The following is a 25683-nucleotide window of genomic DNA, read 5'->3' on the forward strand; positions in this document are numbered from 1 at the left end:
CTGACGTGATGAAGCAGATTTGTCTCGGTCGCATCTGCGGCTTCGACGGTGAAGCATCAAGCGTTTTACGCAAATGCCATTAGCCCGGCTGAGGGCCGGGCTTGGCAGAAGCTTGCTACGATCGTCTGTGTATTAGTACAGACGAACGGCGCGGCGCTGTTCGCGCTGAACTTTCTTGGCGTGACGCTTAACAGCGGCTGCTGCTTTGCGCTTACGCTCAGAAGTTGGCTTCTCGTAAAATTCGCGGCTACGAACTTCAGCCAGTACACCGGCTTTTTCGCAGGAGCGCTTGAAACGACGCAGAGCTACGTCGAAGGGTTCGTTCTCTTTTACTTTGACGGCTGGCATCCAGAGCTACCTTCATTCATTACCGGGGTCAACATCCTCGCGGCAAAAGAGCACTTGAAGACGTCGGTTTTTAAGGGTTGCGGATGTTAACCCCTCATCGCTCGGAATGCAAAGCCTCTGATCGAAAACCGCTGGTCGGGGCATCACGCGGCGACTATTATGCGCGCCTTCGAATTCAGCCTAAACAAGGCGCAAACCCATGCTAGTACTGGGATTAGAAACCTCCTGCGACGAAACCGGTGTCGCATTATATGACAGTGAACGCGGCCTGCTGGCCGACGCGCTGTTCAGTCAGATCGACCTGCACCGCGCCTATGGCGGCGTGGTGCCGGAGCTGGCTTCGCGTGACCACGTCAAACGCATGCTGCCCTTGATTCGTCAGGTGTTGGCCGAAGCCGACTGCGTGCCGACCGAGATCGACGCCATCGCTTATACCGCGGGTCCTGGCCTGGTCGGGGCATTGCTGGTGGGTGCTTCCTGTGCACAGGCGCTGGCCTTTGCCTGGGGCATTCCGGCGCTGGGCGTGCACCACATGGAAGGCCATTTGCTGGCGCCGATGCTGGAGTCGCAGCCGCCGGAATTTCCGTTCGTCGCTTTGTTGGTGTCCGGTGGGCATACGCAGCTGGTTCAGGTCGACGGAATCGGTCAGTACACGCTGTTGGGCGAGACACTGGACGACGCCGCAGGTGAAGCCTTCGACAAAACCGCGAAGATGATGGGCCTGAATTATCCGGGCGGACCGGAAATTGCTCGCCTGGCAGAGCAGGGCGTTGCAGGACGTTTCCTCTTCCCGCGTCCGATGTGCGACCGCCCGGGCCTGGATTTCAGCTTCAGTGGCTTGAAAACCTTCGCGTTGAACACCTGGCAGCAATGCGTCAGCGCCGGGGACGACGGCGAGCAAGCCCGTTGCGACATCGCGCTGGCGTTCCAGCAGGCCGTGGTGGAGACTTTGACCATCAAGTGCAAGCGGGCTTTGAAAGCAGCGGGCATGAAGCGTCTGGTGATCGCAGGGGGCGTCAGTGCCAACAAGGCTCTACGCGCTTCTTTGGAAAAAATGCTCGGGGACATGAAGGGTGATGTGTTTTACGCCCGTCCTGAGTTCTGCACCGATAATGGCGCAATGATCGCGTTTGCCGGGTGCCAGCGCTTGCAGGCGGGTCAGCAGGAAAGCCTGGCCATCAGCGTGCAGGCTCGTTGGCCCCTGGAGCAGTTGACGGCGTTGTGATGAGTGGCGTTCATCTACGGCCACTAAAAATGCCGTTCGCGCCCCGCAAACAGGTCGCGTAGATTGCCGCGATGGCGCCAGACGATCAGCCCCGTGAGCGCGCTCATGGGCAGCAATGCAGCCGGTTCCTGCCAGGCCAGTAGCGGCAGGGTCAGTGGAGTAGCGATCAGGGCAGCCAGTGAACTGGTACGGGTCAGGTAGAACGTCAGCAGCCAGGCGCAGACTGCCAGCAGCGCGGCGGGAGGATACAGGCCCAGCAACATTCCGGCAGCGGTGGCGACGCCCTTGCCACCGCGAAAACGGAAGTACAGCGGGAACAGATGACCGATGACGGCGCAGACGCCGATCCAGGCCTGATCCTGCAGCGAAAGACCCGCAACACCGGCGATCAGCACAGGCAACAGGCCTTTGAACAAGTCGCCGAGCAAGGTCAGGATGGCGAGTTTTTTGCCAGCCAGACGCAACATGTTGGTAGCGCCGGCATTGCCGGAGCCACTCATTCGCGGATCGGGGTTACCGGTCAGGCGGCTGAGCAAAATGGCGAAGGACAGAGAGCCGAGCAGGTAGGCGAGGATCGCCAATAACCAAAACATGCTAACTATTCCGGGCGAGGACGCCCTGATTCTAACGGCGCATTGCGCCCTTGTCGTGTAGCGGAGAAAAGTGCTTGGACAGAGTGTTTATCGAGGGCCTGGAAGTCGATACCGTCATTGGTGCCTACGACTGGGAGCGGGGCATCCGGCAGTGCTTGCGTCTGGATTTGAGCTTCGCCTGGGACAATCGCCCTGCCGCCGCCGGTGATGACCTGACCCTGGCGCTCGATTACGCGAGCGTTTCGTCGCGCATTCAGGCGTTTGCCGAGCAGGCACAGTTCCAGTTGGTTGAAACGTTCGCCGAGCGTTTGGTTGAAGTGCTGATGAGCGAATTCAAGATCACCTGGATGCGCCTCAAGCTAACCAAGCCTGGTGCCGTTCCTGCCGCTACCGGTGGCGTGGGTGTGGAGATCGAGCGCGGATGTCGCTAACCCAGGTGTATCTCGGGCTCGGTAGCAATATCGAGCGCGAAGCCCATTTGCAGGCCGGCCTGGACGCCTTGGCCGGTTTTCTGGTGGATATTCGTTGCTCGGCGGTTTTCGAAAGTCAGCCGGTGGGGATCAAGAGCGGACCGTTCTTCAATTTTGTGGTCTCGGCGTATACCGATCTGCCGCTGATGGAGCTGGATCGCCGCTTGAAGTTTATTGAGGCGGATAATGGTCGTTACGCACCTGATCGCCGAGGATTGCCGCTGGATATCGATGTTTTGTTGTTCGGTGATTTGGTGGGCAATTTCGATGGCTTGATCTTGCCGCGGGCAGAAATACTGAAAAATGCTTTTGTATTGTGGCCGTTATCGTTGATTGCGCCGGATCGGGTGCATCCGGGTGTAGGCAAAAGCTTTGCGACGCTGTGGGATGAGGCGCAGATTGATCAGGTGTTGGCGCCAGTGGCTTTTGAGTGGCGCGGCATTCAACTGACACCTTCAGATTTGTTGTGACATTGATGAAGCCATCGCGGGCAAGCCCGCTCCCACAGGTACGATGCAATGCCTGTGGGAGCGGGCGCGTCGGTCAGGCCGACGCCGTCTCTTTGTAGGTTTTCAACGCCTTGAGCCGCTCACGCTTGATCGCCTCACCCAACTCCGGCCCCTTGAATCCCTTCTCCAACAACGGCTGAACCGCCACGCCGCGAGCCGCTTTTGCCGCGCCGCGCAGGTAATCCGCCTGTGGATAACTTCTCTCTTCCAGTCCTTTGCGTCCACGGGCATCCATCTCGCAGGCCGAGATGAACTCCTCAAATCGCTGCGGCCGACGGTAAACGTCGAAGCTCTGCAACAGCTCCAGCAAGGTCGACGGTTTCAGCTCCAGGGCACGATGTCCATGGGTGTGATACTCGCCCACCAGCACCGCCAGTTCCTGACAATCCCTCGGTGCCTTGAACCGTTCATTGACCGCTTTGATCAGCTTCAGCCCCTTGAACTCGTGGGCAATGTGTCGTGGCCATTCATCTTCCGGCGTCAGCCCTTTGCCCAGGTCATGCAGCAGGCAGGCCCAGCGGACGGTCAGCGGTTGTTTGTGCTTCGCGGCTTGTTCAAGCACGCTCAGGGTATGCTCGCCCGTATCGATTTCCGGGTGATGGGCCTCCGGTTGCGGTACGCCGAACAGAGCGTCGACTTCCGGCATCAGCTCCTTGAGCGCGCCGCATGCTCGCAGTACTTCAATAAATACCTGAGGCTGATCTTCCATCAGTGCGCGGGAAATCTCTTTCCAGCTGCGTTCCGCCGTCAGTGCTTGCAGTTCACCTGATTCGCTGAGCTGGCGCATAAGCTCAAGCGTTTCGGGGGCAACGGTAAAGCCGAGCCCGGCATAACGCGCGGCGAACCGGGCAACGCGCAGAACCCTGAGCGGATCTTCGGCAAATGCGGGGGATACGTGGCGAAGAATGCGCGCTTCGAGATCGCGCTGGCCATGGTAGGGGTCGGTCAGGTTCTGCTGGTCGTCCTCGGCGATGGCATTGATCGTCAGGTCGCGACGGATCAGGTCTTCTTCGAGGGTGACTTCAGGGCTGGCGTGGAACGTGAACCCGCCGTAACCGCGGCCACTTTTGCGTTCGGTCCGGGCGAGGGCGTATTCCTCACCGGTTTTGGGATGGAGAAACACCGGGAAATCCGCACCGACGGGACGAAAGCCCTTGGCGAGCATCTGTTCGGTCGTGGCGCCGACCACCACGCGGTCGATGTCTGTGACAGGAATGCCCAGCAGGCGATCGCGTACTGCACCGCCGACTTTATAGATCCGCATAAAAAACCTCCGTTAGCTCGACAGGATAACCGTTGCGTCGGGCTTTCGGAGGCCGAAACAGAATCAAAGATGAATGACGGCCAGGTCCAGTCGGCCGTAATCAGCTTCGCTGTGCTCGCTTCTGGGTGGAACATGATGGGTTTTCATCACCTGGTCCCCTTGCAGGGTTTCCAGATGAATGTCGAAGCCCCAGAGCCGGTGCAGGTGTTTGAGCACTTCCTCGGTGGACTCTCCCAGCGGCTTGCGGTCGTGTTGCTGGTGGCGCAGGGTCAGCGAGCGGTCGCCGCGGCGGTCGATGCTGTAGATCTGCACGTTGGGTTCGCGATTGCCCAGGTTGTACTGGGCGGCGAGGGTTTCACGGATGGTGCGATAGCCGCCCTCGTCATGTATCGCCGGGACCAGCAAGTCGTCCTTTTGGTCGTCATCGAGAATGCTGAACAGCTTCAGATCACGAATCACCTTGGGTGAAAGGTACTGCAGGATGAAGCTCTCATCCTTGAAGCTGCTCATGGCGAACTTGATGGCTGCCAGCCAGTCGGTGCCGGCAATGTCCGGGAACCAGCGGTAATCCTCTTCGGTAGGTTCTTCGCACATGCGACGGATGTCGCGGTACATGGCGAAGCCCAAGGCGTAGGGGTTGATGCCGCTGTAGTAAGGGCTGTCGTAGCCAGGCTGGAACACCACGCTGGTGTGGGACGTCAGGAACTCCATCATGAAGCCGTCGGTGACCAGGCCTTCGTCGTACAGGTCGTTCATCAGGGTGTAGTGCCAGAATGTGGCCCATCCCTCGTTCATCACCTGGGTCTGGCGCTGTGGATAAAAATACTGGGCAATCTTGCGCACGATGCGCACGATTTCCCGCTGCCAGGGTTCCAGCAGCGGCGCGTGTTTCTCGATGAAGTACAGGATGTTTTCCTGCGGCTCGGCGGGGAAGCGTGCGTTGTCCTTGTCGCTGTACTTGTCCGCGCCTTTGGGAATGGTCCGCCACAGATCGTTGATCTGTTTCTGCAGGTGTTCCTCTCGGTCCTTTTGCCGGCGACGCTCTTCTTCAGCGGAAATCGGATAAGGGCGTTTGTAGCGGTCGACGCCGTAGTTCATCAGGGCGTGGCAGGAGTCGAGCAGGTCCTCCACCGCGTCGATGCCATGGCGTTCTTCGCACTGCATGATGTACTGCTTGGCGAACACCAGGTAATCGATGATCGAACTGGCGTCAGTCCAGGTACGGAACAGGTAGTTGCCTTTGAAAAAACTGTTATGCCCGTAGCAGGCGTGTGCCACGACCAAGGCCTGCATGCAGATGGTGTTTTCTTCCATCAGGTAAGCGATGCATGGGTCGGAGTTGATCACGATTTCGTAGGCCAGACCCATCTGGCCTCGTGAGTAGGACTTTTCGGTGCTGAGGAAGTGTTTGCCGTAGGACCAGTGGTGATAACCCAGCGGCATACCGACGGAGGCGTAGGCATCCATCATCTGTTCGGCGGTGATCACTTCGATCTGGTTAGGGTAGGTGTCAAGGGCGTACCCCGCCGCGATACGGCTGATTTCCTTGTCATACGCCTGGATCAGCTCGAACGTCCATTCGGAGCCGGTGGAAATGGGTTGGCGCTTCTGCTCTTTGGCGGTCATGTCACTAACCTGCGCTGGAAGAGTTCACGGAAGACCGGATAGATATCCCCGGCCGAGACCAGTTGTTGCTGGGCAAAAGTGTCAGAAAAGGCTTCGGCGATGCGCTCGTACTCGTACCACAGGGCCTGATGTTCGCGTGGGGTAATCTCAACGTAAGTGTAGTACTGCACGAACGGCATGATCTGGTTGATCAGAATGTCGCGGCAGATCGGCGAGTCGTCGTTCCAGTTGTCGCCGTCGGAAGCCTGGGCGGCGTAAATGTTCCATTCGTTGCTCGGATAGCGCTCGGCCATGATCTCCTGCATCAGTTTCAGGGCGCTGGAGACGATGGTGCCGCCGGTTTCGCGGGAGTAGAAAAACTCTTCCTCATCCACTTCGCGGGCACTGGTGTGGTGGCGAATGAACACGACGTCGATCTTGTCGTAGTTACGCTTGAGAAACAGGTACAGCAGGATAAAGAAGCGCTTGGCGATGTCCTTGGTCGCCTGGGTCATCGAGCCGGACACGTCCATCAGGCAGAACATCACAGCCTTGGAGCTGGGATTGGGTTGCTTGATGAGCAGGTTGTACTTGAGGTCAAAGGTGTCGAGGAACGGCACGCGATGGATACGTGCGCTGAGTTTTTCGATTTCCGCTTCGAGTTCCTGGATATCGCCGAAGTTATCCGGTTCTTCCTGCTTCAATCGCAGGAGTTCTTCCTTGGCTTCGCGCAGTTTTGCGCGGCTGCTGCCGGACAGGGCGATACGTCGCGCATGGGCCGAGCGCAGGGTGCGGATGATGTTGATCCGCGACGGGTTGCCCTCGTTGCTGATCCCGGCACGTACGGTCTTGAAGGTGTCGGTGCCGGTCAGGTTGCGTTTGACCAGGTTGGGCAGCTCCAGATCCTCGAACATGAATTCGAGGAACTCCTCCTGGGTGATCTGGAAGACGAATTCGTCCATCCCTTCACCCGAGTTGCCGGCCTTACCGGGGCCTCGACCGCCGCCGCCTCCCGGTGGACGCGCAATGTGCTCGCCGCTGGTGAATTCCTTGTTGCCGGGGTGCACGACTGTTTGTTTGCCACCGCGACCATGGTGAAGCACCGGCTCGTCGATATCGCGACCGGGAATGCTGATTTGCTCGCCGTGCTCCATATCGGTAATGGAGCGCCGACTGACCGCCTCTTCGACAGCCTTTTTGATGTGATCACGGTAACGCCGCAGAAACCGCTGACGGTTCACCGTGCTCTTGTTCTTGCCATTGAGACGTCGGTCGATCACATAGCTCATGACTGCTCCTTAGAAGCTGTCCTGAAAGGGGCGAGCGCTCAAGCAGCAGCCAACCGGGTGCCAAGGGAAGTAAACGCTCCCCCAAGCGCCGAAGATACTGCCTGAATCTCGCTACCGACTTTCGAACACCTTCCAGAGGCCTGTGTAGCAGAAAAAGCGCACACAGGTCTCTGGCTGACGACAACCGGTCTGACCGGCAGCGGGTTATTGTGATTTTCTGACCCGCAGATACCACTCGGACAGCAGTCGTACCTGTTTGTCGGTGTAACCCCGCTCGACCATCCGTGTGACGAAGTCGTTGTGCTTCTGCTGGTCTTCTTTGCTGGCCTTGGCATTGAAGCTGATGACCGGCAGCAGGTCCTCGGTGTTGGAGAACATTTTCTTCTCGATGACCACTCGCAGTTTTTCGTAGCTGAGCCAGGTTGGGTTCTTGCCGTTGTTGTTGGCCCGGGCACGCAGTACGAAGTTGACGATTTCGTTGCGGAAATCCTTCGGATTGCTGATGCCGGCCGGTTTTTCGATTTTTTCCAGCTCTTCGTTCAATGCCACGCGGTTGAGAATTTCGCCGGTTTCCGGATCGCGGTATTCCTGGTCCTGAATCCAGAAGTCGGCGTACAGCACGTAGCGGTCGAAGATGTTCTGGCCGTACTCGCTGTAAGACTCGAGGTACGCGGTCTGGATCTCCTTGCCGATGAATTCGATATAACGCGGTGCCAGGTATTCCTTGAGGAAGCGCAGATAGCGTTCGCGGGTCTCGGCCTGGAACTGTTCCTGCTCGATCTGTTGTTCCAGCACGTAGAGCAGATGCACCGGGTTGGCGGCGATTTCGTGCGGATCGAAGTTGAAGACCTTGGACAGGATCTTGAACGCGAAACGGGTCGACAGACCATTCATGCCCTCGTCGACGCCCGCGTTGTCGCGGTATTCCTGGATCGACTTGGCTTTCGGATCGGTGTCCTTGAGGTTTTCGCCGTCATACACCCGCATCTTCGAGTAGATGTTGGAGTTTTCCGGCTCCTTCAGGCGTGAAAGAACAGTGAACTGGGCCAGCATCTTCAAGGTGTCGGGCGCGCAATGGGCCTTGGCCAGCGAGCTGTTGAACAGCAGCTTGTCGTAGATCTTCACTTCGTCGCTGACCCGCAGGCAGTATGGCACTTTGACGATGTAGATCCGGTCGATGAAGGCTTCGTTGTTCTTGTTGTTGCGGAAGGTGTGCCATTCCGATTCGTTGGAGTGAGCGAGCAGGATCCCGGTGAACGGAATCGCGCCAAGACCTTCGGTACTGTTGTAGTTACCTTCCTGCGTGGCGGTCAGCAGTGGGTGAAGCACCTTGATCGGCGCCTTGAACATTTCGACGAATTCCATCAGGCCCTGGTTGGCCCGGCACAGTGCGCCCGAGTAGCTGTAGGCGTCGGCGTCGTTCTGCGGGAATTCTTCCAGTTTGCGGATATCGACCTTGCCCACCAGTGCCGAGATGTCCTGGTTGTTTTCATCGCCCGGCTCGGTTTTGGCCACGGCGATCTGGTTGAGGATCGACGGGTACAGTTTCACCACGCGGAACTGGCTGATGTCGCCGCCGAATTCCGCCAGGCGTTTAGTCGCCCATGGCGACATGATGGTGTTGAGGTAGCGCCGAGGAATCCCGAAGTCCTCTTCGAGGATGGCCCCATCTTCAGTGGAGTTGAACAGCCCCAGCGGCGATTCGAAAACCGGCGAGCCCTTGATGGCGTAGAAGGGCACTTTTTCAATCAGTTGCTTGAGCTTCTCGGCCAGGGACGATTTACCGCCGCCAACAGGGCCGAGGAGGTAGAGGATTTGTTTTTTCTCTTCCAGGCCTTGGGCGGCATGGCGGAAATACGACACGATCTGGTCGATGCATTCTTCCATCCCGTGGAAGTCTTCAAAGGCCGGATAGCGGCGGATCACCTTGTTGGAGAAGATTCGCGACAGCCTCGAGTTGGTCGAGGTGTCGAGCAGCTCCGGTTCACCGATAGCCAGGAGCAGACGCTCGGCGGCGGAAACGTAGGCGCTACGGTCCTTTTTGCACAGCTCAAGATACTCTTGCAGCGAGAGTTCTTCCTGGCGTGTGGACTCGAAACGTTGTTGGAAGTGGCTAAAGATACTCATGACGTCACCTCGCTCGATACGTGGAGCCGACGCCGGATCATTCAGTCGATGCTGGCAGCAACCGAACAGGCAGTCGCTGTTTACCCCCCAGAAACCTTTCGAAGCTGACGCCTCCGAAAGCTACTCCCGATGATCCGCGCGCCGGTGTACCGGCTCTCCCCTGTTTTGGATGGCCTGCGCTTAAGGATAGTTGGGAATTCAGGAGGTAAAGGCGAGATACGTAATTAGTTGTGGCAGACCGTTCGTCTGCCACCGCGCGAGCCCACGGCAGCCGCGGGCTTGCGTGTTACAAAAAAATTATTCGGAAGTGCCTTGCGCCGTTTCCGCAGGATAAGTCGTACGCCACAGCTCAAAACCGCCATCCATGCTGTAGACGTCGGAGAAGCCCTGACTGATGAGGTAGGCGGCAGCGCCCTGACTGGAATTTCCGTGGTAGCAGACCACCACCGTCGGCGCGTCAAGGTCGGCGCCCTGAATGAAGGCGTGCAGTGAGTGGTTGTCCAGATGCTTCGAGCCGCTGATGTGCAGCGCCGCAAAGGTTGCAGGATCACGGACATCGACCACCACCGCGCCTTGTTCACGCAGGGCTTGGGCCTGTTCCGGGGGAATACGTTTGAATTCGCTCATGGCGGGTTCCTGTAGCTCGGCTGTAAGCGCAGTCTAACGCGGGACGCTGACTGACGATGGTTCGGAAAGGGATGGGGCGACTGGTGGCGCAGCGAGATGGCCATGTTCGTCGCATTTGCAGGACAGGTGTTCGAGGCTGTCGACATTCATCAGTGTCAGGGCGCCGCCCCAGACACAGCCTGTGTCGAGGGCGAAGATGCCCGGGGCGTCGACGTTGCCCTCAAGCGCCGCCCAGTGGCCGAAAATGATCTTCAGGTCCCGGCTCTTGCGTTCCTTGTGCTGGAACCAGGGCTTGTAACCTGCCGGTGCTGAATCAAGGCCTTCCTTGCTCTTGAGGTCGAGTTTGCCTTCGGCCGTACAGAAGCGCATCCGCGTGAAATAGTTGGTGATCACCCGCAGGCGCGTCACGCCCTTGAGGTCGCTGTCCCATTTCGCCGGATCGTTGCCATACATGCCATCAAGGTACGGCAGCAACAGGTTGTCGTCCCGCAACGCGGTTTCGACTTCGGCTGCGTACTTCAGGGCCTTGCGCAGCGACCACTGCGGCGGGATGCCCGCGTGCACCAGTGCCACGTTTCGTTGTTCGTCGTAATGCATGAGCTTTTGCTGGCGCAACCAGTCCAGCAGCTCGGCGCAATCCGGCGCTTCGATGATCTCGCGAAGGGTATCGCCTTTTTTCAGGCGCTCGATGTTTTGCCCGGCGGCCAGCAGATGCAGGTCGTGATTGCCGAGTACGCACACCAGCGATTCACGGATGCTATAGAGGAAGCGCAACGTTTCGAGCGATTGCGGGCCACGGTTGACCAGGTCGCCAACCAGCCACAGGCGATCCTTGGCCGGATCGAACGCCACTTGCTTGAGCAGGCACTGCAGCGCTTCGAGGCAGCCTTGCAGGTCGCCGACGGCGTACGTTGCCATCAGTGCAACGACCCCGGCACGGCAAGGCGGAACGGCGCAATGATCGCATCGAAGTGTTTACCGTCGTCGGCAATCATCTGGTACGTACCCTGCATGGTGCCGACTTTGGTGGTCATGACCGTGCCACTGCTGTAGGTGTGGCTTTGGCCTGCATCGATCAATGGCTGTTGGCCGACCACGCCGGCGCCACGAACCTCTTCCACGTGCCCGTCACCATCGGTGATCACCCAGTGCCGTGACAACAGTTTGGCGGGTAACTCGCCGTTGTTTTGTACGGTGATGGTGTACGCGAAGGCAAAACGGTCGTGTTCGGGTTGCGATTGTTCTGCCAGATAACGGGTGACGACGCTGACGTCGACCTGATAACGAGGATCGGACATGCAAGAGGCCTTAAAAACGAAGCGGGACGCGGGGCTTAACTGATTGAGTTCAGTCTAGGCCAAGTACCGGGTAGTAAACCAGACATGGGCGCTGGTGTCCTACCCGATAACGCTTCGGCTCTGTCAGGCGTCCGCTGGCTTCTGTAGGGATTGTTCGCTGAGCTTGTCAGCCAGGCGCACGAAAGCGGCCAGATCAAGTTGCTCGGGACGCAGGCTGCCATCGACGCCGGCGGCTTCGATTTCGTCGTTGCTCAGCAGCAACTTGAGGGTGTTGCGCAGGGTCTTGCGGCGCTGGTTGAAGGCTTCGCGCACAACGCGTTCCAGCAACCGGTGATCCTTGGCCGGGTGTGGCAGCACGGCGTGAGGTACCAGACGAACGATGGCCGAGTCGACCTTCGGTGGCGGGTTGAACGCACCTGGACCTACGTTGAACAGATGCTCAACCCGGCAGTGATACTGAACCATGATCGACAAACGGCCCCAGTCGCCGCCGCCAGGGCCTGCCGCCAGACGCTCGACCACTTCTTTCTGCAGCATGAAGTGCATGTCGCGGATCAGGTGGGCGTTGTGCAGCAAATGGAAAATCAGCGGCGTGGAGATGTTGTACGGCAGGTTGCCGACCACGCGCAGGCTGCCAGGCGCCGCATTCAGGCTGTTGAAGTCGAACTTCAGTGCGTCACCCTGATGCAGGTTGAAATTGCTCTTGCCGGCGAACTGCTGGTTGAGGATCGGGATCAGGTCCTTGTCCAGTTCCACCACGTCGAGTTGCGCGCCGCTGCTGAGCAGGCCTTGGGTGAGCGCACCCTGGCCCGGGCCGATTTCCAGCAGACGGTCTTCGGCTTTGGCGTGGATGGAGCGCAGGATACGGTCGATAACGCCGGCATCGTGCAGGAAGTTCTGGCCAAAACGCTTGCGCGCCTTGTGTTGGTATTGCTCGGTCATAAACGGGTCTCGGCCATCTGGTAGGCGGTTTCCAGGGCGACTTGCAGGCTGCCGGTGTCGATCTTGCCGCTGCCGGCCAGGTCCAGGGCGGTGCCGTGGTCGACCGAAGTGCGGATGATCGGCAGTCCGAGCGTCACATTGACTGCTGCGCCGAAGCCTTTGTATTTCAGCACAGGCAGGCCCTGGTCGTGGTACATCGCCAGCACTGCGTCGCAGTGCTCCAGATATTTGGGGGTAAACAGAGTGTCGGCGGGCAGCGGACCACGCAGGTCCATGCCTTCGCCGCGCAAGCGCTCTAATGTAGGTTCGATGATGTCGATTTCTTCATGGCCCAGGTGTCCGCCTTCGCCGGCATGGGGGTTAAGCCCGCATACCAGGATTCGCGGTTGGGCGATGCCGAATTTTTCTTGAAGATCGGTATGCATGATTCGCGTCACCCGTTCCAGGCGCTCCGGGGTGATCGCATCGGCGATCTCGCGAAGGGGCAGGTGGGTGGTGACCAGTGCCACGCGCAATCCGCGGGTGGCAAGCATCATGACCACTTGCGCGGTATGGGTCAGGTCGGCGAGGAATTCGGTGTGCCCGGAGAAGGCAATTCCGGACTCGTTGATCACACCCTTATGCACCGGGGCGGTGATCATGGCGGCAAAGTGTCCGTCCAGGCAGCCTTGACCGGCGCGGGTCAGGGTTTCCAGAACGAAAGCTGCGTTGGCCTTGTCCAGTTGCCCGGCGACGACCTTGGCATTGAGCGGTGTATCCCAGACATACAAGCTGTTGGCTGGCGCGGGCAGGTCCGGCCAGCTGTCAGGCGTAACCGGCAGCAAATCGACAGCCACACCGAGCAGCGCGGCCCGCTCGAGGAGCAGGTCGCGGCTGGTGATGGCAATCAGGGGGTGCGGCTGGGCTTGCGAGGCGAGCAGCAGGCACAGGTCGGGACCTATGCCGGCCGGTTCGCCGGGTGTCAGCGCGAAACGTTTGGGTTTCACTGCGCTGCCTGGTCGGCGCCAGGGAGTTTGATTTCTACGTACGCTTCGTCACGGATCTGACGCAGCCAGCTTTGCAGCTCTTCGTCGTATTTGCGGTTACGCAGTACGGTCATGGCTTGTTGTTCGCGTGCCTGGGTGGTGCTGTCGGTGGCGCGACGGCCAAGGACTTCCAGTACGTGCCAGCCATATTGAGTCTGGAACGGCTTGGACAGTTGACCTTGTGGGGTCTGGGCCATCACTTCGCGGAACTCCGGAACCAGAGCGTTCGGGTCGATCCAGTTCAGGTCGCCGCCGTTGAGCGCAGAACCCGGGTCTTCCGAATAGCTTTTCGCCAGTTCGCCGAAGTCTTCGCCCGCTTCGATACGGGTGTAGAGCGACTGAGCCAGCGCCTTGGTTTTTTCTTCGTCGCGGATCGGGCTTGGTTTGACCAGAATGTGACGCACGTGCACTTCATCGCGCATCTGAGTCTCGCCGCCACGCTTGTCGAGGATCTTCAAGATGATGAAGCCGCCCGGCGTGCGCATTGGCTGGGTCACGTCGCCAACGGTCATGCTGCTCAGCAGGCGATCGAAAGGAGGTGGCAGTTGGGCAGCTTTACGCCAGCCCATGTCGCCGCCTTCCAGAGCCGTTTCACTGGCGGATTTGGCGATGGCCAGTTGACCGAAGTCAGCGCCTTGCTTGAGCTGCTGGTAAACCGCGTCAGCCTGTTTGGCAGCGTTCTGAATCGCGTCGGAGTTGGCGCTTTCCGGCGTTGGAATCAGGATGTTGGCCAGGCGAAACTCTTCGGACAGCTGCATTTTGCCAAGGTCGGAAGCCAGGAAGTTCTTCACTTCCTGCTCGGAGACCTGGATGCGTTCGGCCACACGACGCTGACGTACACGGCTGATGACCATTTCCCGGCGGATCTGGTCACGAGCGTCGTCGTAAGACAGGCCGTCGCGGCTCAGGGCGGCGCGGAACTGATCGACCGTCATGTTGTTGCGCTGGGCGATAGTGCCGACAGCCTGGTTCAGTTCTTCATCGGTAATGCGGATGCCGGAGCGTTCGCCGATCTGCAATTGCAGGTTCTCGACGATCAGGCGCTCAAGCACCTGTTGCTCCAGTACGCTGGCCGGTGGCACGGCAGTGCCGCGCTTGGCGATGGTTTGCTGAACTTCATGGACGCGCTGGTCCAGTTGGCTCTGCATGACCACGTCGTTATCGACAATGGCCACCACTTTATCGATGGACTGTACCGCGGCGTTGGCCGCGGTACCCAGGAACAGCGCGCCCAGCAACAGCGGGCGCAGACAATCAGAAAGCTTGGTCTTCACGTTCACGATAACCTTGGATGCCTTTGTCGAGGAAGCTCTCTACTTTGGCGCCAGTGAGGCCGCCGAGTCCCTTCAGAACAATTTGGAGGAAGACGCCGTGGTCGCCTTTTTCGTTTTGTGGTGCTTCCTGACTGAATTCGTCGTAGGAAACCCAGTAACGGTTGATCAGGCGCAGTTTCCAGCAGCAGTTGTCGTACTCGAAACCACCGAAGGCTTCCAGCGTACGGTTGCGGTTGTAGTCGTACTGCCAGCGGCTGATGGCGTTCCATTGCGGCACGATCGGCCAGATCACCGAGAAGTCGTGCTGTTGGATCTTGTAGTAATCCTTCACGTAGCCAGGCTGGCCCGGGGTGCCATAGTCACCACCGCCCACAGTCCACTTACCGGTGTTCTGGTCGTAACGGACCTGGTCATTGCGATAGCGATAGCCGGCGTTGATGACCTTGTTCGGGTTGTCTTCAGGCTGGTAGTGGAACATTGCACTGCCGGAGCGAGGGCTGCGGCTGTCCGGGTCCCAATTGTAGTCAGCAGTGGTACGCCAATCGCGGTTGAAGCGATATTCGTATTCCAGCGCATAGGGGGAAACGTCGGACTTGGCGTCATCGCGATCTTCGAAGTTCACACCTGGCAACTGAACCTTACGATCCTTGAAGTACAGGGCCTGGCCGACGCTGACGCGTTGGCGCTCGAAACCGTTGTCTTCGATCCAGCGACTGGTTACGCCCAGGGACAGCTTGTTCTCGTCGCCGACGCGGTCGGCGCCGGAGAAGCGGTTGTCACGGAACAGCGACGCATAGTTGAACGTGTATTCGCTGGTATCGAATACCGGGATGTCTTCCTGATCCTTTTCCGGGACGTACAGGTAGAACAGGCGCGGTTCGAGGGTCTGGCGATAATTCTTGCCGAACCATTGGGTGTTGCGATCGAAGTACAGGCCGCTGTCGATACTGGCGATCGGTACGCCGCGGTTCTGGTTGCTGTCAAACGTGCCGTTCAGCTGGTTCTGTTCTGCAGTCTGCGCAGCAATCTGGTTTTTGCCGATGCTGTCCAGGTCCAGCTGGTATTGCGTGTACTGGTACTTGAGCTTTGGCGTTATGTAGCCATAAGACGCCTGCATCGGCAGGCTTACAGCCGGTGCAAGGTTGAGGCGATCACCGGTGGCGCGGGCCAGACCTTGTACGTTGGTGTCCAGGCGTGGGGATACATTGCCATCTTCGTCGGTGAAGCTACCGTTTTGCAGATCCCGGTCAAACCGAACGATTTCAGTGTTGTAGCTGAAATCCAGACCGCCTGGATGCATCGGCAGCGCACCATCAAAGGTGATTTGCGGCAAACGGTCATACGGCGTGATGTTGGAAACGGTTGCCAGCTGATACGCCTGAGCGTTGATGCGAGCGGTGTAACTGTCGCCGCGGTAGCTGACGGAGCCCTGCTGGTTCACGTAGTCGGAGCTTTTCACGCCAATCTGGTCAGTCTGCAGATCCTGGAAGTAATAAGGATCGCTGATCTTGGTGTAGTCGACCTGCGTGAACACGCGCGAGTCCAGACCACCCTTGTGCTGCCAGTTGTACATGTAGCGGGTTTTTTCGTAGTCGGTCTGCAGCTTGCGCTCGTCCTCTTCGTCGTTGAGGTACGCGGCGCCGAACTGACCTTCGCTGGACTTGGTCAGGTAGCGGAATTCGCCTTCCATCAACAGGCCGCGCTTGCTCATGTAGCGCGGGTACAACGTGGCATCGTAGTTCGGCGCCAGGTTGAAGTAGTACGGAGTGACCAGCAGGAAACCGGTGTCGGTGCCGGTGCCGATAGTCGGCGGCAGGAAGCCGGACTGGCGACGGTCGTCGATCGGGAAATAGATGTAAGGCGTGTACAGGACGGGAATGTCCTTGACCCGCAATGTCACGTTGGTCGCTGTACCGAAGCCGGTGGCAGGGTTCAGGGTGATGTTGTTGCCCTTGAGCTGCCAGGCGTTGCTGTTCGGTTCGCACGTGGTGTACGTACCATCCTTGAGGCGGATGATGGCGTTCTCGGCACGTTTGGCGTACAGCGCGTTACCGCGGATGCGCGATTTGTGCATCACGTATTCGGCGTTGTCGACCTTGGCTTCACCGGTGTCCAGCTGCACGTCGGCGTGGTCACCGACGATCAGGGCGCCGTTGTCGCGAATGCGCACGTTGCCGCTGAGCTCACCACGGCTCTCGGCCTGGTAAAGATTGGCTTCGTCGGCTTCGACCTGCATGCTGCCCTGGCGCATGACCACGTCACCGGCCAGGGTGGCGACTTGCTCATCCTGCTTATAGCGCGAAGCTTTCGCGCCGATAAAGGTGGGCGCGTCGCTTTTATTCGTCTTGTCATTCATGCCAGGACGAATCGGTTCGATATAGGAACCAGAGCAATAAGGACCGGTTTCGGCCAGTTGCGCTGCGGTGAGCTGCTCGCGGGGAACCCAGTCGAGGTGACTGTAGTCTTCGCTACGCGACTTCAGGCCACGGCCCTTGGACTCGGTAACCAGCACAGTCTTGGCACCAGTGTCTTCGCTGGTGCCTTCCTCGGCCGGGGTTTCACCGGTCGCGGAAACGGCGCTGCCGTCATGCACGGGACGCGGAGGCAATGCAGCCGCCGGCGTCTTTGGCGCGCAGTCCCAGGCACCCGAAGCAGAGACTGAGCAGTCATACTGTTCCGCGGCGACCACGAAGGAAGTGGCGAGGGGTTGCAAGGCCAGCAGACTGCCGGTTACCAACAACGGAAATTTTTTACGAAACGCGGGGGATTTCAATGCCATCTTATTAGTCCGGGCTTCCTGCGTGCCATCTGCCCGCGGTGTGGGCCGCACGCCTCTCGATGGTCTGAAAAAGATGCTGGATAATAAAGCATGACCCGCTTGACGGCTAGCGCCGTCGGAGACCCTTGCAATGCCTGACCAAGATGTACGTTTGCAACACCTGAAAGTTTGGCTCGATGAGCAGTTGGCAATCCTTTTTGCGGATCAGGGCTGGGGCGCCGTACCCCCGGCCACGTTGACCGCGGCCAGTAGCGACGCGAGTTTCCGGCGATATTTTCGTTGGGAAGGCGCCGGTAGAAGTTTCGTCGTAATGGACGCGCCACCGCCCCAGGAAAACTGCAAACCCTTCGTGGATATCGCTTTTTTACTGGCGAAATCCGGAATAAATGTGCCGAAAATTTATGCCGAAGACCTCGAGCGCGGATTTCTTTTGCTCAATGACTTGGGCAACAAGACCTATCTGGACGTGATCGACAGCGAAAATGCCGACGATTTGTTCAGCGATGCCCTGCAAGCGCTGTTGGCTTTTCAGCAATTGCCGATGGTCGCACCGCTGCCCAGTTACGACGTGGCATTGTTGCGCCGCGAACTCGAACTGTTTCCCGAGTGGTACGTGAAGCGCGAATTGGGGATTGAGCTCGACGCTGCGCAGCAAGTGCTCTGGCAGCAAGTCAGCGATTTGTTGATCGACAGCGCGCTGGCTCAGCCAAAGGTCCTGGTCCATCGCGACTACATGCCGCGCAACCTGATGCTCAGCGAGCCGAACCCCGGCGTGCTGGATTTCCAGGATGCGGTCTACGGTCCGGTGACCTACGACGTGACTTGCCTGTTCAAGGATGCGTTCCTCAGCTGGCCCGAAGAGCGCGTGCGCGGTTGGCTGGAAAGTTACTGGCAGCAGGCCTCGGCGCTGGATATCCCGGTGCAGCCGGACTTTGAAGATTTCCTGCGCGCCAGTGATCTGATGGGTGTGCAACGTCACCTGAAGGTGATCGGCATCTTCGCCCGCATCTGCCACCGCGACGGCAAGCCGCGCTATCTAAGTGATGTGCCGCGTTTCTTTGCCTATATAGATGCAGTGATCGCCCGCCGCCCGGAACTGGCGGAACTGGATGTATTGCTGGCCAGTCTGCGTGCTGGAGTGAAAGCATGAAGGCGATGATTCTCGCGGCGGGCAAAGGCGAGCGCATGCGCCCGCTGACCCTGACCACGCCAAAGCCGCTGGTTCGCGCTGGCGGAGTGCCGCTGATCGAGTATCACCTGCGAGCGCTGGCGGCCGCCGGGTTTTCCGAGATCGTGATCAACCACGCCTGGTTGGGGCAGCAGATCGAAGATTACCTGGGCGACGGTTCGCGCTATGGCGTCAGCATTCAGTATTCGCCGGAAGGCGAACCGTTGGAAACCGGCGGCGGGATTTACCGTGCGTTGCCGTTGCTGGGTGATGAAGCCTTTGTCGTGGTCAATGGCGATATCTGGACCGATTACGACTTCAGTGTGCTGCATCAGCCGATTGTCGGCCTTGCGCATCTGGTGCTCGCGACCAATCCGGCTCATCACCCAAGCGGCGATTTCCAGCTGATCGACGGAAAGGTTCGCGACGGGCAGCCAGCGGCAGACACTCTGACCTACAGCGGCATCGCGGTACTGCACCCGCAACTGTTCGAAGGTTGCTCCGCCGGGGCTTTCAAACTGGCACCGTTGCTGCGAGCCGCCATGGCGAACGGGCAGGTGTCCGGCGAGCGCCTGAACGGGCTGTGGGTGGATGTCGGCACCCACGAGCGCCTGGCCGAAGTGGAAGCCCTCATCGAAGCGGGCCGCTGACGTGTTGTGGCCAGGGACTCTGATCGGAGCCGGAGCGGGTTTTGCCATTGCCAGCATTCCGGGGGCCATGCTCGGTGCTTTGTTGGGGCAGGCGCTGGATCGGCGCCTGCACTTGCAGAGCTGGGCGCATTTGCGGGAAAAGCTCGGCGGTCGTCCGGCATTGCGCAACGATGAACTGCTGTTCGTGTTGCTCGGCAGGTTGGCCAAGTGCGACGGGCGGGTGGTGGACGGTCATATCCAGCAGGCGCGTCAGGAAATGCGTGCGCTGGAAATGAACGAACCGTCCCAGCGTAGGGCGATTGCCGCGTTCAATCGTGGCAAGTCGGGCGACGACCGCTTGCGCGGTTATCTACGCCGGTTGAGCAATCAACCCCATGCGGCGGAAGGTGTCTTGCGTGCCTGTTGGCGAATGGTCTGGGCCGATGGTCGCGCCGGTCATCAGGAGCGCGAACTGCTCGCGCAATGGGGCAAATGGCTGGGCTGGACGACTCATCAGGTCCAGGCGTTGGCCCACGACTACGAGCCGCAGAAACGTCCGCTGGGTAACGGCGTTACAAGCTATCAGGATGCCTTGCGGTTGCTGGGGGTGTCGGCTACCACGGAGCCGGAGCAGATCAAACGTGCCTACCGACGTCTGCTCAGCCGCCATCACCCGGACAAGATTGCCGGCAGTGGGGCGACGGTGTCGCAGGTGCGTGAGGCCACCGAGAAAACCCGGGAACTGCACAGTGCCTATACGTTGATTCGGCAGCGGCGGGATTTTCGCTAACAGGACAGTCAGGTGTTGTTTTCAATGGCGCCATCGCTGGCAAGCCAGCTCCCACAGTATTTGAGTCGTTCACAAATTTTGTCATCGACATAAATCCCGTAGGAGCTGGCTTGCCAGCGATGGGGGCGACGCGCTCTATCAATTCGCCGTATTCTGCGGATTCAACCAACCCCGCACCCGCCGAACCAGCTGTTCCTGCTGCGCTTTGCTGTCGCCCGGCAGCGCCTTGAGCGACACCTGACTGAAAGCCGAAGTCTTCAAGCGTTTGCTGGCCTGCAACCGCGCCAATGCCGCGTTGCGGTCCAGCGGCTTGTCCATGTAGAAAATGTCGGCTGTGGGTAGCTTCAGCGTTGGCGCAAGTTCGTCCAGCTCGGGTTTCGCTTGCCCAGGCGTTTGCGCGGCGACCATGACGAAGCGTTCGACCTGCGATGGCTGCTTCTCGCTCAGATAACGCGCGGCCCAATACGCGCCGGTGCCATGCCCCAATACGACAATGCTGCGAGCGCTCTGCTGTTCGGCAAACGCAATCGCCGCATCGATGCGGGCGAAGATTCGTTCGGCGTCAGCCTTGGAATGTTCTTCGCTGGTTTCAGCGACGGGTTTGTCAGCCACTTCAGCTTCACCTCCCGCAGCCTGCTCGATGGGGGCGGCGGTGGTCGCGTCTTTGCTGCCGACGTCCGGCGTTTTCGGCGTCGGTGGTGCTTCGGCGACGCGTGGCGCGATGGCATCGCTTTGCAAGTCCGGCAAGGTGATACTCAGGCTGCTCCATTGCGCGTCGGGCAATTGGCGGCGCAACGGACTGATTGCTTGCGGCCAGTCAACGGTTTCGCCAGCGCCCGGGACGATAATCACCGCGCCTTTCGGTTCGGCGGTATTGGCCGGTTTCCACAAGGCGAGGAACGTGTCGCTACCCGCTTGCAGTTGTTGCTGCTCCTGGGCAGGAATTTTTCGTTCGAGTGCAGTCGCTTCTTCCTGACTACGCTCAGGCAACGGCTGGCGCTCAAGCGGCTTTTCCTGCGCGGGTTGTTCCACGGCGGCAGGTGCCGGGTCGGCAGCCTCGACGGAAAAAGCGCATGGCAGGATCAGCGACAGGCACAATGCTGGCAGTGCCAGGCGGTAGACAGGGGGCATCGGATATTCCAGGCCAGAAGTGATTCCGGCAGCCTAATGGGTTGGTCAGTATTTGTCAGTGTGTGAGAGTTCGATGATGCGTTTTCGCTGCCTGTGGGTTATCGGCTGGTTGTGGTTTCCCTTGATGGGCTGGGCGGCGGCCGCGCCTGCGGCCCACGTCGCCGTGTTGTCCGCCGCCCAGCAACAATGGCTGGCACAACAGGGCGAATTGCGTGTCGGGCTGGTGTTGCAAGCGCCCTACGCTCAATACGATCGCCGCCTGCAGCGCCTGTCCGGGGTCAATGTCGAGTTGATGAAGTGGCTGGCCAAGTCGCTCAACGTCGAGCTGAGCTGGCGCAACTTTCCTGATCTTGAACAGCTGGAAGCCGCCGCGCGTGCGGGTGAAATCGATATCGCCCCGGGGCTGAGCCAGACGCCCGGTGGTCTGCGCCTCTGGCAGTTTTCCGATCCGTACATGCGAGTGCCGCAACTGGTCGTCAGCGACCAGAAAAGCACCGGTGCGGTGGAGCTGGAAAAACTCGACAGCCAGACTCGCGTGGCCGTGCGAATGCCCAGCGCGACCGCCGACTACCTGCGTGGCAACTATCCGCATCTGAACCTTCAGGGCGTGCCGATGGAGCGTCAGGCACTGCAATTGTTGTTGAGCCAGCAAGCTGGCTATGCCGTGGTCGATGAGGCGCAGTTGGGGCGCCTGTCGGTCGAGCCGGAATTCGCCGGCCTGGTGGTGGTGGGTGACATCGGTCTACCGCAATTGCTGCGGGTGGCGACGCGGCGCGACAAACCGGAACTGGCCGGTATCGTCGAAAGTGCGCTGCGGGCGATCCCGGCCAAGGATCTGGAAACCCTGCACAACCAGTGGCTGCAACCCAAGTACCCGCGGCTGACCGAGTCCCCCGGGTTCTGGCAAAACCTCTGCCTGCTGTTGTTGATTGTGGCGCTGAGCAGCATGGCGATCGTGTTCTGGCAGCGCCGTCAGCACCACAGCCTCGAGCAGCGACTGGCGGCCGCGCAAGCGGACATCTGCTTGCGTACCGCCAGTGAAGAAGCGCTGCGACTGACCCAGTTTTCCATCGATCAAAGCACCGTCGGCATCCTTTGGGTCAATTGGGACAGCCACGTGCGCTACGCCAACCGCGCCGCCGAAACCATGCTCGGCTATCCATCGGGCGGGATCATCGATCGCCCGTTGATTGATTTCGAACCCGGCCTGCACATGGATCGCTGGCTGAACCTGTGGAAGCGCGCCAGAGCCAGCGACGAGTCGCCGCAAAGTTTCGAAACCAATTGCTTGCGGGCCGATGGCAGCATCCTGCCCGCCGATGTGTCGCTGAGCTTCCTGCGCTTTCGCGATGGCGAATACCTGGTGGTCTACCTCACCGACGTCACCGAGCGGCGCCGCGCCCTGGCAGCATTGCAGGAAAGTGAGGCGCGGCTGCAAGGGATCGCGGCGAATGTGCCAGGCCTGGTCTTTCGTCTGGAACGGGCGCCGGTGACAGGCCAAATCGACTTTGCCTACATCAGTGAGGGCAGTGAAAGCCTGGTCGGTTATGCGCCGGCGGTCCTGGCGCATCGCGACAAAGGCCTGCGCAGTCTGGTGCATCCTGACGACAAAGCCAGCTATCACCAGACCCAGGACCATGCGTTGGACACTGATAGCGACTGGTCCTGGCAAGGGCGAATCCTGACGCGCCAGGGTGAACAACGCTGGGCGGAAATCAAGGCGATCACCCGTCAACTGGAGGACGGCGCCTACGTCTGGGACGGCATTGTCTGGGACATCAGTGAGAGCAAGCGCATCGAACTGGAACTGGCCAGCTCCCGGGCGCAGCTGCGGGAATTGTCGGCGCACCTGGAGAGCGTGCGTGAAGAGGAAAAGGCGCGCATTGCCCGGGAAGTTCACGACGAATTGGGTCAGATGCTGACCGTGTTGAAGCTGGAAACGTCGATGTGCGAACTGGCCTACGCGCACCTTGACCCTGGTTTGAACGAGCGCTTGAACAGCATGAAGCGTTTGATCGCCCAGTTGTTTCAGCTGGTCCGCGATGTGGCGACGGCATTGCGCCCGCCGATCCTCGATGCAGGGATCGCCTCGGCCATTGAATGGCAGGCCCGGCGATTCGAGGCGCGCACGCAGATCCCGTGCCTGGTGCAGGTACCGGACAATTTGCCGATGCTCAGCGACGCCAAGGCAATCGGTCTGTTTCGAATCCTTCAGGAAGCCCTGACCAATGTCATGCGCCACGCTCAGGCGCATACTGTTGAACTGACGCTGGCCCTTGAAGGCGACGAGTTGTGTCTGACGGTCAGCGATGATGGCGTAGGATTTGTCGCCACAGCTGGCAGGCCGACATCCTTCGGCGTGGTCGGCATGCGCGAGCGGGTGTTGATCATGGGCGGTGAGTTGTCGCTTGAAAGTGAGTTGGGGGAGGGCACGACCCTTATCGTGCGAGTGCCGCTTGATGAGGAGAAGTAAGTGATCCGTGTACTGGTAGCCGAAGACCACACCATCGTCCGCGAAGGCATCAAGCAACTGATCGGCCTCGCCAAGGATTTGCTGGTGGTGGGGGAGGCGAGCAATGGCGAGCAATTGCTCGAAACGTTGCGGCATGTCCCCTGCGAGGTGGTGTTGCTGGATATCTCCATGCCGGGGGTGAATGGCCTGGAAGCGATTCCACGGATCCGAGCGCTGAACAATCCGCCGGTGATCCTGGTGCTGTCGATGCATGACGAAGCGCAGATGGCCGCTCGGGCGTTGAAAGTCGGGGCTGCCGGTTATGCGACCAAGGACAGCGATCCGGCGCTGTTGCTAACGGCCATCCGCCGGGTGGCGGCGGGTGGGCGTTATATCGATCCTGACCTGGCCGATCGCATGGTCTTTGAAGTCGGCCTGACCGATTCGCGACCGTTGCACTCACTGCTGTCAGAGCGTGAATTTTCCGTGTTCGAACGCCTGGCCCAAGGCGCCAACGTCAACGACATCGCCCAGCAACTGGCCCTGAGCAGTAAGACCATCAGCACCCACAAGGCGCGATTGATGCAGAAGCTCAACATCACCTCACTGGCCGAGCTGGTGAAGTACGCGATGGAACACAAACTTCTCTGACCGCACCCAATTCCCTGTAGGAGCCGGCTTACTGGCGTTGGCGATGTATCAGGCGCATCAATATTTGATGGATGCGCGCCCTTCGCCAGCAAGCCGGCTCCTACAGAAAAACGCAGCGTCATATCCATTTACGACACTGCCCGCCACCGTTTTTGCCATTACTCGCGGCTCGTAGCCAACAGCTTGCCGCTGCGTTTGCCAAAACGCGCCATCCTTGTAGGGCAATCCCTACCCCCAACCTTCCATCCGGCTGAGGCCAATCTCTCCTGCGCCCCGATTTGCGCAGGTCCCGGCGTCCACTAGGCTTAGTTCACAGCAGTCATCAACAACAAAGGTGTGGGTATGAGCCAGGTCGATTCAAGTGCAGGGGCCAATGATGTTCTGGTCAGCTTTCGTGGAGTGCAGAAGAGCTACGACGGCGAAAACCTGATCGTCAAAGACCTCAACCTGGACATTCGCAAAGGCGAATTCCTCACTTTGCTCGGGCCGTCCGGCTCCGGTAAGACCACCAGCCTGATGATGCTCGCTGGCTTCGAAACACCGACCGCGGGTGAAATCCTGCTGGCCGGGCGCTCGATCAACAACGTGCCGCCGCACAAGCGCGATATCGGCATGGTGTTCCAGAATTACGCGTTGTTCCCGCACATGACCGTCGCCGAGAACCTGGCGTTCCCGCTGACCGTGCGCGGGCTGAATAAAAGCGACGTCAGCGACAAAGTCAAAAAAGTCCTGAGCATGGTGCAGCTCGATGCGTTCGCCCAGCGTTACCCGGCGCAACTGTCCGGTGGTCAGCAGCAGCGTGTGGCACTGGCGCGCGCCTTGGTGTTCGAGCCGCAACTGGTGTTGATGGACGAACCCCTCGGCGCCCTCGACAAACAACTGCGTGAACACATGCAGATGGAAATCAAACACCTGCACCAGCGTCTAGGCGTGACCGTGGTCTACGTGACCCATGACCAGGGTGAAGCCCTGACCATGTCCGATCGGGTGGCGGTGTTCCATCAAGGCGAAATCCAGCAGATCGCGCCGCCGCGCACCCTCTACGAAGAGCCGAAAAACACCTTCGTCGCCAACTTCATCGGTGAGAACAACCGCCTCAATGGCCGTCTGCACAGCCAGACCGGCGATCGTTGCATCGTGGAACTGGGTCGCGGTGAAAAGGTGGAAGCCCTGGCGGTCAACGTCGGCCGGACCGGCGAACCCGTCACCTTGTCTATTCGCCCGGAGCGCGTGAGCCTCAACGGTTCCAGCGAGTCGTGCGTCAACCGCTTCTCGGGAAGGGTGGCGGAATTCATCTATCTGGGCGACCACGTCCGGGTTCGCCTGGAAGTCTGCGGCAAGACCGACTTCTTCGTGAAACAACCGATTGCCGAGCTCGATCCAGGGCTGGCGGTCGGCGATGTGGTACCGCTTGGCTGGCAGGTCGAACACGTTCGTGCGCTCGACCCACTTCTAGAGGCGAACTGATCGCCCTTCTGCTTCACCAA

The 25683-nt window shown here is 59.5% G+C and carries 23 protein-coding genes; 9 read left to right on the forward strand and 14 right to left on the reverse strand.

Going from position 1 to position 25683, the window contains the following annotated elements; translation table 11 throughout:
* Nucleotides 1–132: 132 nt before the first annotated feature.
* Nucleotides 133–348: a 30S ribosomal protein S21 gene (gene rpsU, locus KHO07_RS02495; RefSeq protein WP_002551877.1), complete on the reverse strand. Its 216-nt coding sequence runs from the start codon at nucleotides 346–348 to the stop codon at nucleotides 133–135.
* A gap of 199 nt (nucleotides 349–547) precedes the next feature.
* Here rpsU and tsaD point away from each other — a divergent pair, with 199 nt between their 5' ends.
* The gene (gene tsaD / locus KHO07_RS02500) at nucleotides 548–1573 is read left to right on the forward strand and encodes a tRNA (adenosine(37)-N6)-threonylcarbamoyltransferase complex transferase subunit TsaD (protein ID WP_212626400.1); all 1026 of its coding nucleotides are present in this window, start codon (nucleotides 548–550) and stop codon (nucleotides 1571–1573) included.
* Between the two features lie 23 nt (nucleotides 1574–1596).
* Here tsaD and plsY read toward each other — a convergent pair whose 3' ends face one another.
* On the reverse strand, nucleotides 1597–2166 hold the full coding sequence (gene plsY, locus KHO07_RS02505; protein WP_075946162.1) for a glycerol-3-phosphate 1-O-acyltransferase PlsY: 570 nt from the start codon (nucleotides 2164–2166) through the stop codon (nucleotides 1597–1599).
* Nucleotides 2167–2240: 74 nt separating this feature from the next.
* Between plsY and folB the strand changes: the two genes are divergently transcribed.
* Together folB and folK are read left to right on the forward strand one after the other, a co-directional pair.
* On the forward strand, nucleotides 2241–2597 hold the full coding sequence (folB, locus tag KHO07_RS02510) for a dihydroneopterin aldolase (protein WP_008051601.1): 357 nt from the start codon (nucleotides 2241–2243) through the stop codon (nucleotides 2595–2597).
* Nucleotides 2588–3106 (forward strand): 2-amino-4-hydroxy-6-hydroxymethyldihydropteridine diphosphokinase, encoded by a 519-nt coding sequence (gene folK / locus KHO07_RS02515; protein ID WP_150736126.1) that lies wholly within the window; start codon nucleotides 2588–2590, stop codon nucleotides 3104–3106. Before folB ends, folK begins: the two co-directional genes overlap by 10 nt.
* 73 nt (nucleotides 3107–3179) lie before the next feature.
* Here the strand turns inward: folK and KHO07_RS02520 are convergent, their stop codons facing one another.
* The 11 genes from KHO07_RS02520 to KHO07_RS02570 all read right to left on the reverse strand — a co-directional run bounded on the left by KHO07_RS02520 (nucleotide 3180) and on the right by KHO07_RS02570 (nucleotide 17375).
* Nucleotides 3180–4409 (reverse strand): multifunctional CCA addition/repair protein, encoded by a 1230-nt coding sequence (locus KHO07_RS02520; RefSeq protein WP_212626401.1) that lies wholly within the window; start codon nucleotides 4407–4409, stop codon nucleotides 3180–3182.
* A 63-nt stretch (nucleotides 4410–4472) separates the two neighbouring features.
* On the reverse strand, nucleotides 4473–6035 hold the full coding sequence (locus KHO07_RS02525) for a SpoVR family protein (RefSeq protein WP_212626402.1): 1563 nt from the start codon (nucleotides 6033–6035) through the stop codon (nucleotides 4473–4475).
* Complete coding sequence (locus KHO07_RS02530; RefSeq protein ID WP_150736129.1) at nucleotides 6032–7303, reverse strand: YeaH/YhbH family protein; 1272 nt, start codon at nucleotides 7301–7303, stop codon at nucleotides 6032–6034. The genes KHO07_RS02525 and KHO07_RS02530 overlap by 4 nt, the downstream gene beginning before the upstream one ends.
* 204 nt (nucleotides 7304–7507) lie before the next feature.
* Entirely contained in the window at nucleotides 7508–9430 is a 1923-nt protein-coding gene (locus tag KHO07_RS02535; RefSeq protein ID WP_053162938.1) for a PrkA family serine protein kinase, read from the reverse strand.
* 297 nt (nucleotides 9431–9727) lie between these two features.
* Complete coding sequence (gene glpE / locus KHO07_RS02540; RefSeq protein WP_008061556.1) at nucleotides 9728–10057, reverse strand: thiosulfate sulfurtransferase GlpE; 330 nt, start codon at nucleotides 10055–10057, stop codon at nucleotides 9728–9730.
* A gap of 33 nt (nucleotides 10058–10090) precedes the next feature.
* Nucleotides 10091–10975 (reverse strand): symmetrical bis(5'-nucleosyl)-tetraphosphatase, encoded by an 885-nt coding sequence (locus tag KHO07_RS02545; RefSeq protein WP_212626403.1) that lies wholly within the window; start codon nucleotides 10973–10975, stop codon nucleotides 10091–10093.
* Entirely contained in the window at nucleotides 10975–11355 is a 381-nt protein-coding gene (gene apaG / locus KHO07_RS02550) for a Co2+/Mg2+ efflux protein ApaG (RefSeq protein WP_150736131.1), read from the reverse strand. Before apaG ends, KHO07_RS02545 begins: the two co-directional genes overlap by 1 nt.
* A gap of 123 nt (nucleotides 11356–11478) precedes the next feature.
* Nucleotides 11479–12297 carry a 16S rRNA (adenine(1518)-N(6)/adenine(1519)-N(6))-dimethyltransferase RsmA gene (gene rsmA / locus KHO07_RS02555; protein WP_150736132.1) on the reverse strand — a complete coding sequence of 273 codons (819 nt, stop codon included), beginning with the start codon at nucleotides 12295–12297 and terminating at the stop codon, nucleotides 11479–11481.
* Nucleotides 12294–13283: a 4-hydroxythreonine-4-phosphate dehydrogenase PdxA gene (gene pdxA, locus KHO07_RS02560; protein ID WP_212626404.1), complete on the reverse strand. Its 990-nt coding sequence runs from the start codon at nucleotides 13281–13283 to the stop codon at nucleotides 12294–12296. Before pdxA ends, rsmA begins: the two co-directional genes overlap by 4 nt.
* Nucleotides 13280–14602: a peptidylprolyl isomerase SurA gene (gene surA, locus KHO07_RS02565; RefSeq protein ID WP_191635296.1), complete on the reverse strand. Its 1323-nt coding sequence runs from the start codon at nucleotides 14600–14602 to the stop codon at nucleotides 13280–13282. The genes pdxA and surA overlap by 4 nt, the downstream gene beginning before the upstream one ends.
* Nucleotides 14577–17375: an LPS-assembly protein LptD gene (locus tag KHO07_RS02570; RefSeq protein WP_212626405.1), complete on the reverse strand. Its 2799-nt coding sequence runs from the start codon at nucleotides 17373–17375 to the stop codon at nucleotides 14577–14579. Before KHO07_RS02570 ends, surA begins: the two co-directional genes overlap by 26 nt.
* A gap of 130 nt (nucleotides 17376–17505) precedes the next feature.
* Between KHO07_RS02570 and KHO07_RS02575 the strand changes: the two genes are divergently transcribed.
* Genes KHO07_RS02575 through KHO07_RS02585 form a run of 3 tightly spaced genes read left to right on the forward strand, consistent with a single transcriptional unit; the run spans nucleotide 17506 to nucleotide 19962 of the window.
* A complete protein-coding gene (locus tag KHO07_RS02575) occupies nucleotides 17506–18525 on the forward strand; it encodes a phosphotransferase (protein ID WP_212626406.1) in 1020 nt (339 codons plus the stop codon).
* Nucleotides 18522–19193, forward strand: a complete 672-nt coding sequence (gene murU, locus KHO07_RS02580) for an N-acetylmuramate alpha-1-phosphate uridylyltransferase MurU (RefSeq protein WP_150736137.1) — start codon at nucleotides 18522–18524, stop codon at nucleotides 19191–19193. The genes KHO07_RS02575 and murU overlap by 4 nt, the downstream gene beginning before the upstream one ends.
* 1 nt (nucleotide 19194) lies before the next feature.
* Nucleotides 19195–19962 (forward strand): TerB family tellurite resistance protein, encoded by a 768-nt coding sequence (locus tag KHO07_RS02585; RefSeq protein WP_150736160.1) that lies wholly within the window; start codon nucleotides 19195–19197, stop codon nucleotides 19960–19962.
* A gap of 138 nt (nucleotides 19963–20100) precedes the next feature.
* Here the strand turns inward: KHO07_RS02585 and KHO07_RS02590 are convergent, their stop codons facing one another.
* Complete coding sequence (locus tag KHO07_RS02590; protein WP_212626407.1) at nucleotides 20101–21093, reverse strand: alpha/beta hydrolase family protein; 993 nt, start codon at nucleotides 21091–21093, stop codon at nucleotides 20101–20103.
* Nucleotides 21094–21166: 73 nt separating this feature from the next.
* On the opposite strand from KHO07_RS02590, the gene KHO07_RS02595 reads away from it, so the two are divergent.
* The 3 genes from KHO07_RS02595 to KHO07_RS02605 all read left to right on the forward strand — a co-directional run bounded on the left by KHO07_RS02595 (nucleotide 21167) and on the right by KHO07_RS02605 (nucleotide 25663).
* Nucleotides 21167–23566, forward strand: coding sequence for a sensor histidine kinase (locus KHO07_RS02595; protein WP_212626408.1), 2400 nt, complete (start codon nucleotides 21167–21169; stop codon nucleotides 23564–23566).
* On the forward strand, nucleotides 23567–24196 hold the full coding sequence (locus tag KHO07_RS02600; RefSeq protein ID WP_020798801.1) for a response regulator transcription factor: 630 nt from the start codon (nucleotides 23567–23569) through the stop codon (nucleotides 24194–24196).
* Between the two features lie 342 nt (nucleotides 24197–24538).
* The gene (locus KHO07_RS02605) at nucleotides 24539–25663 is read left to right on the forward strand and encodes an ABC transporter ATP-binding protein (protein ID WP_150736140.1); all 1125 of its coding nucleotides are present in this window, start codon (nucleotides 24539–24541) and stop codon (nucleotides 25661–25663) included.
* The last annotated feature ends 20 nt before the right edge of the window (nucleotides 25664–25683 follow it).

The sequence above is a fragment of the Pseudomonas sp. PP3 genome (genome assembly GCF_905336995.1).
Lineage (GTDB): Bacteria > Pseudomonadota > Gammaproteobacteria > Pseudomonadales > Pseudomonadaceae > Aquipseudomonas > Aquipseudomonas reinekei.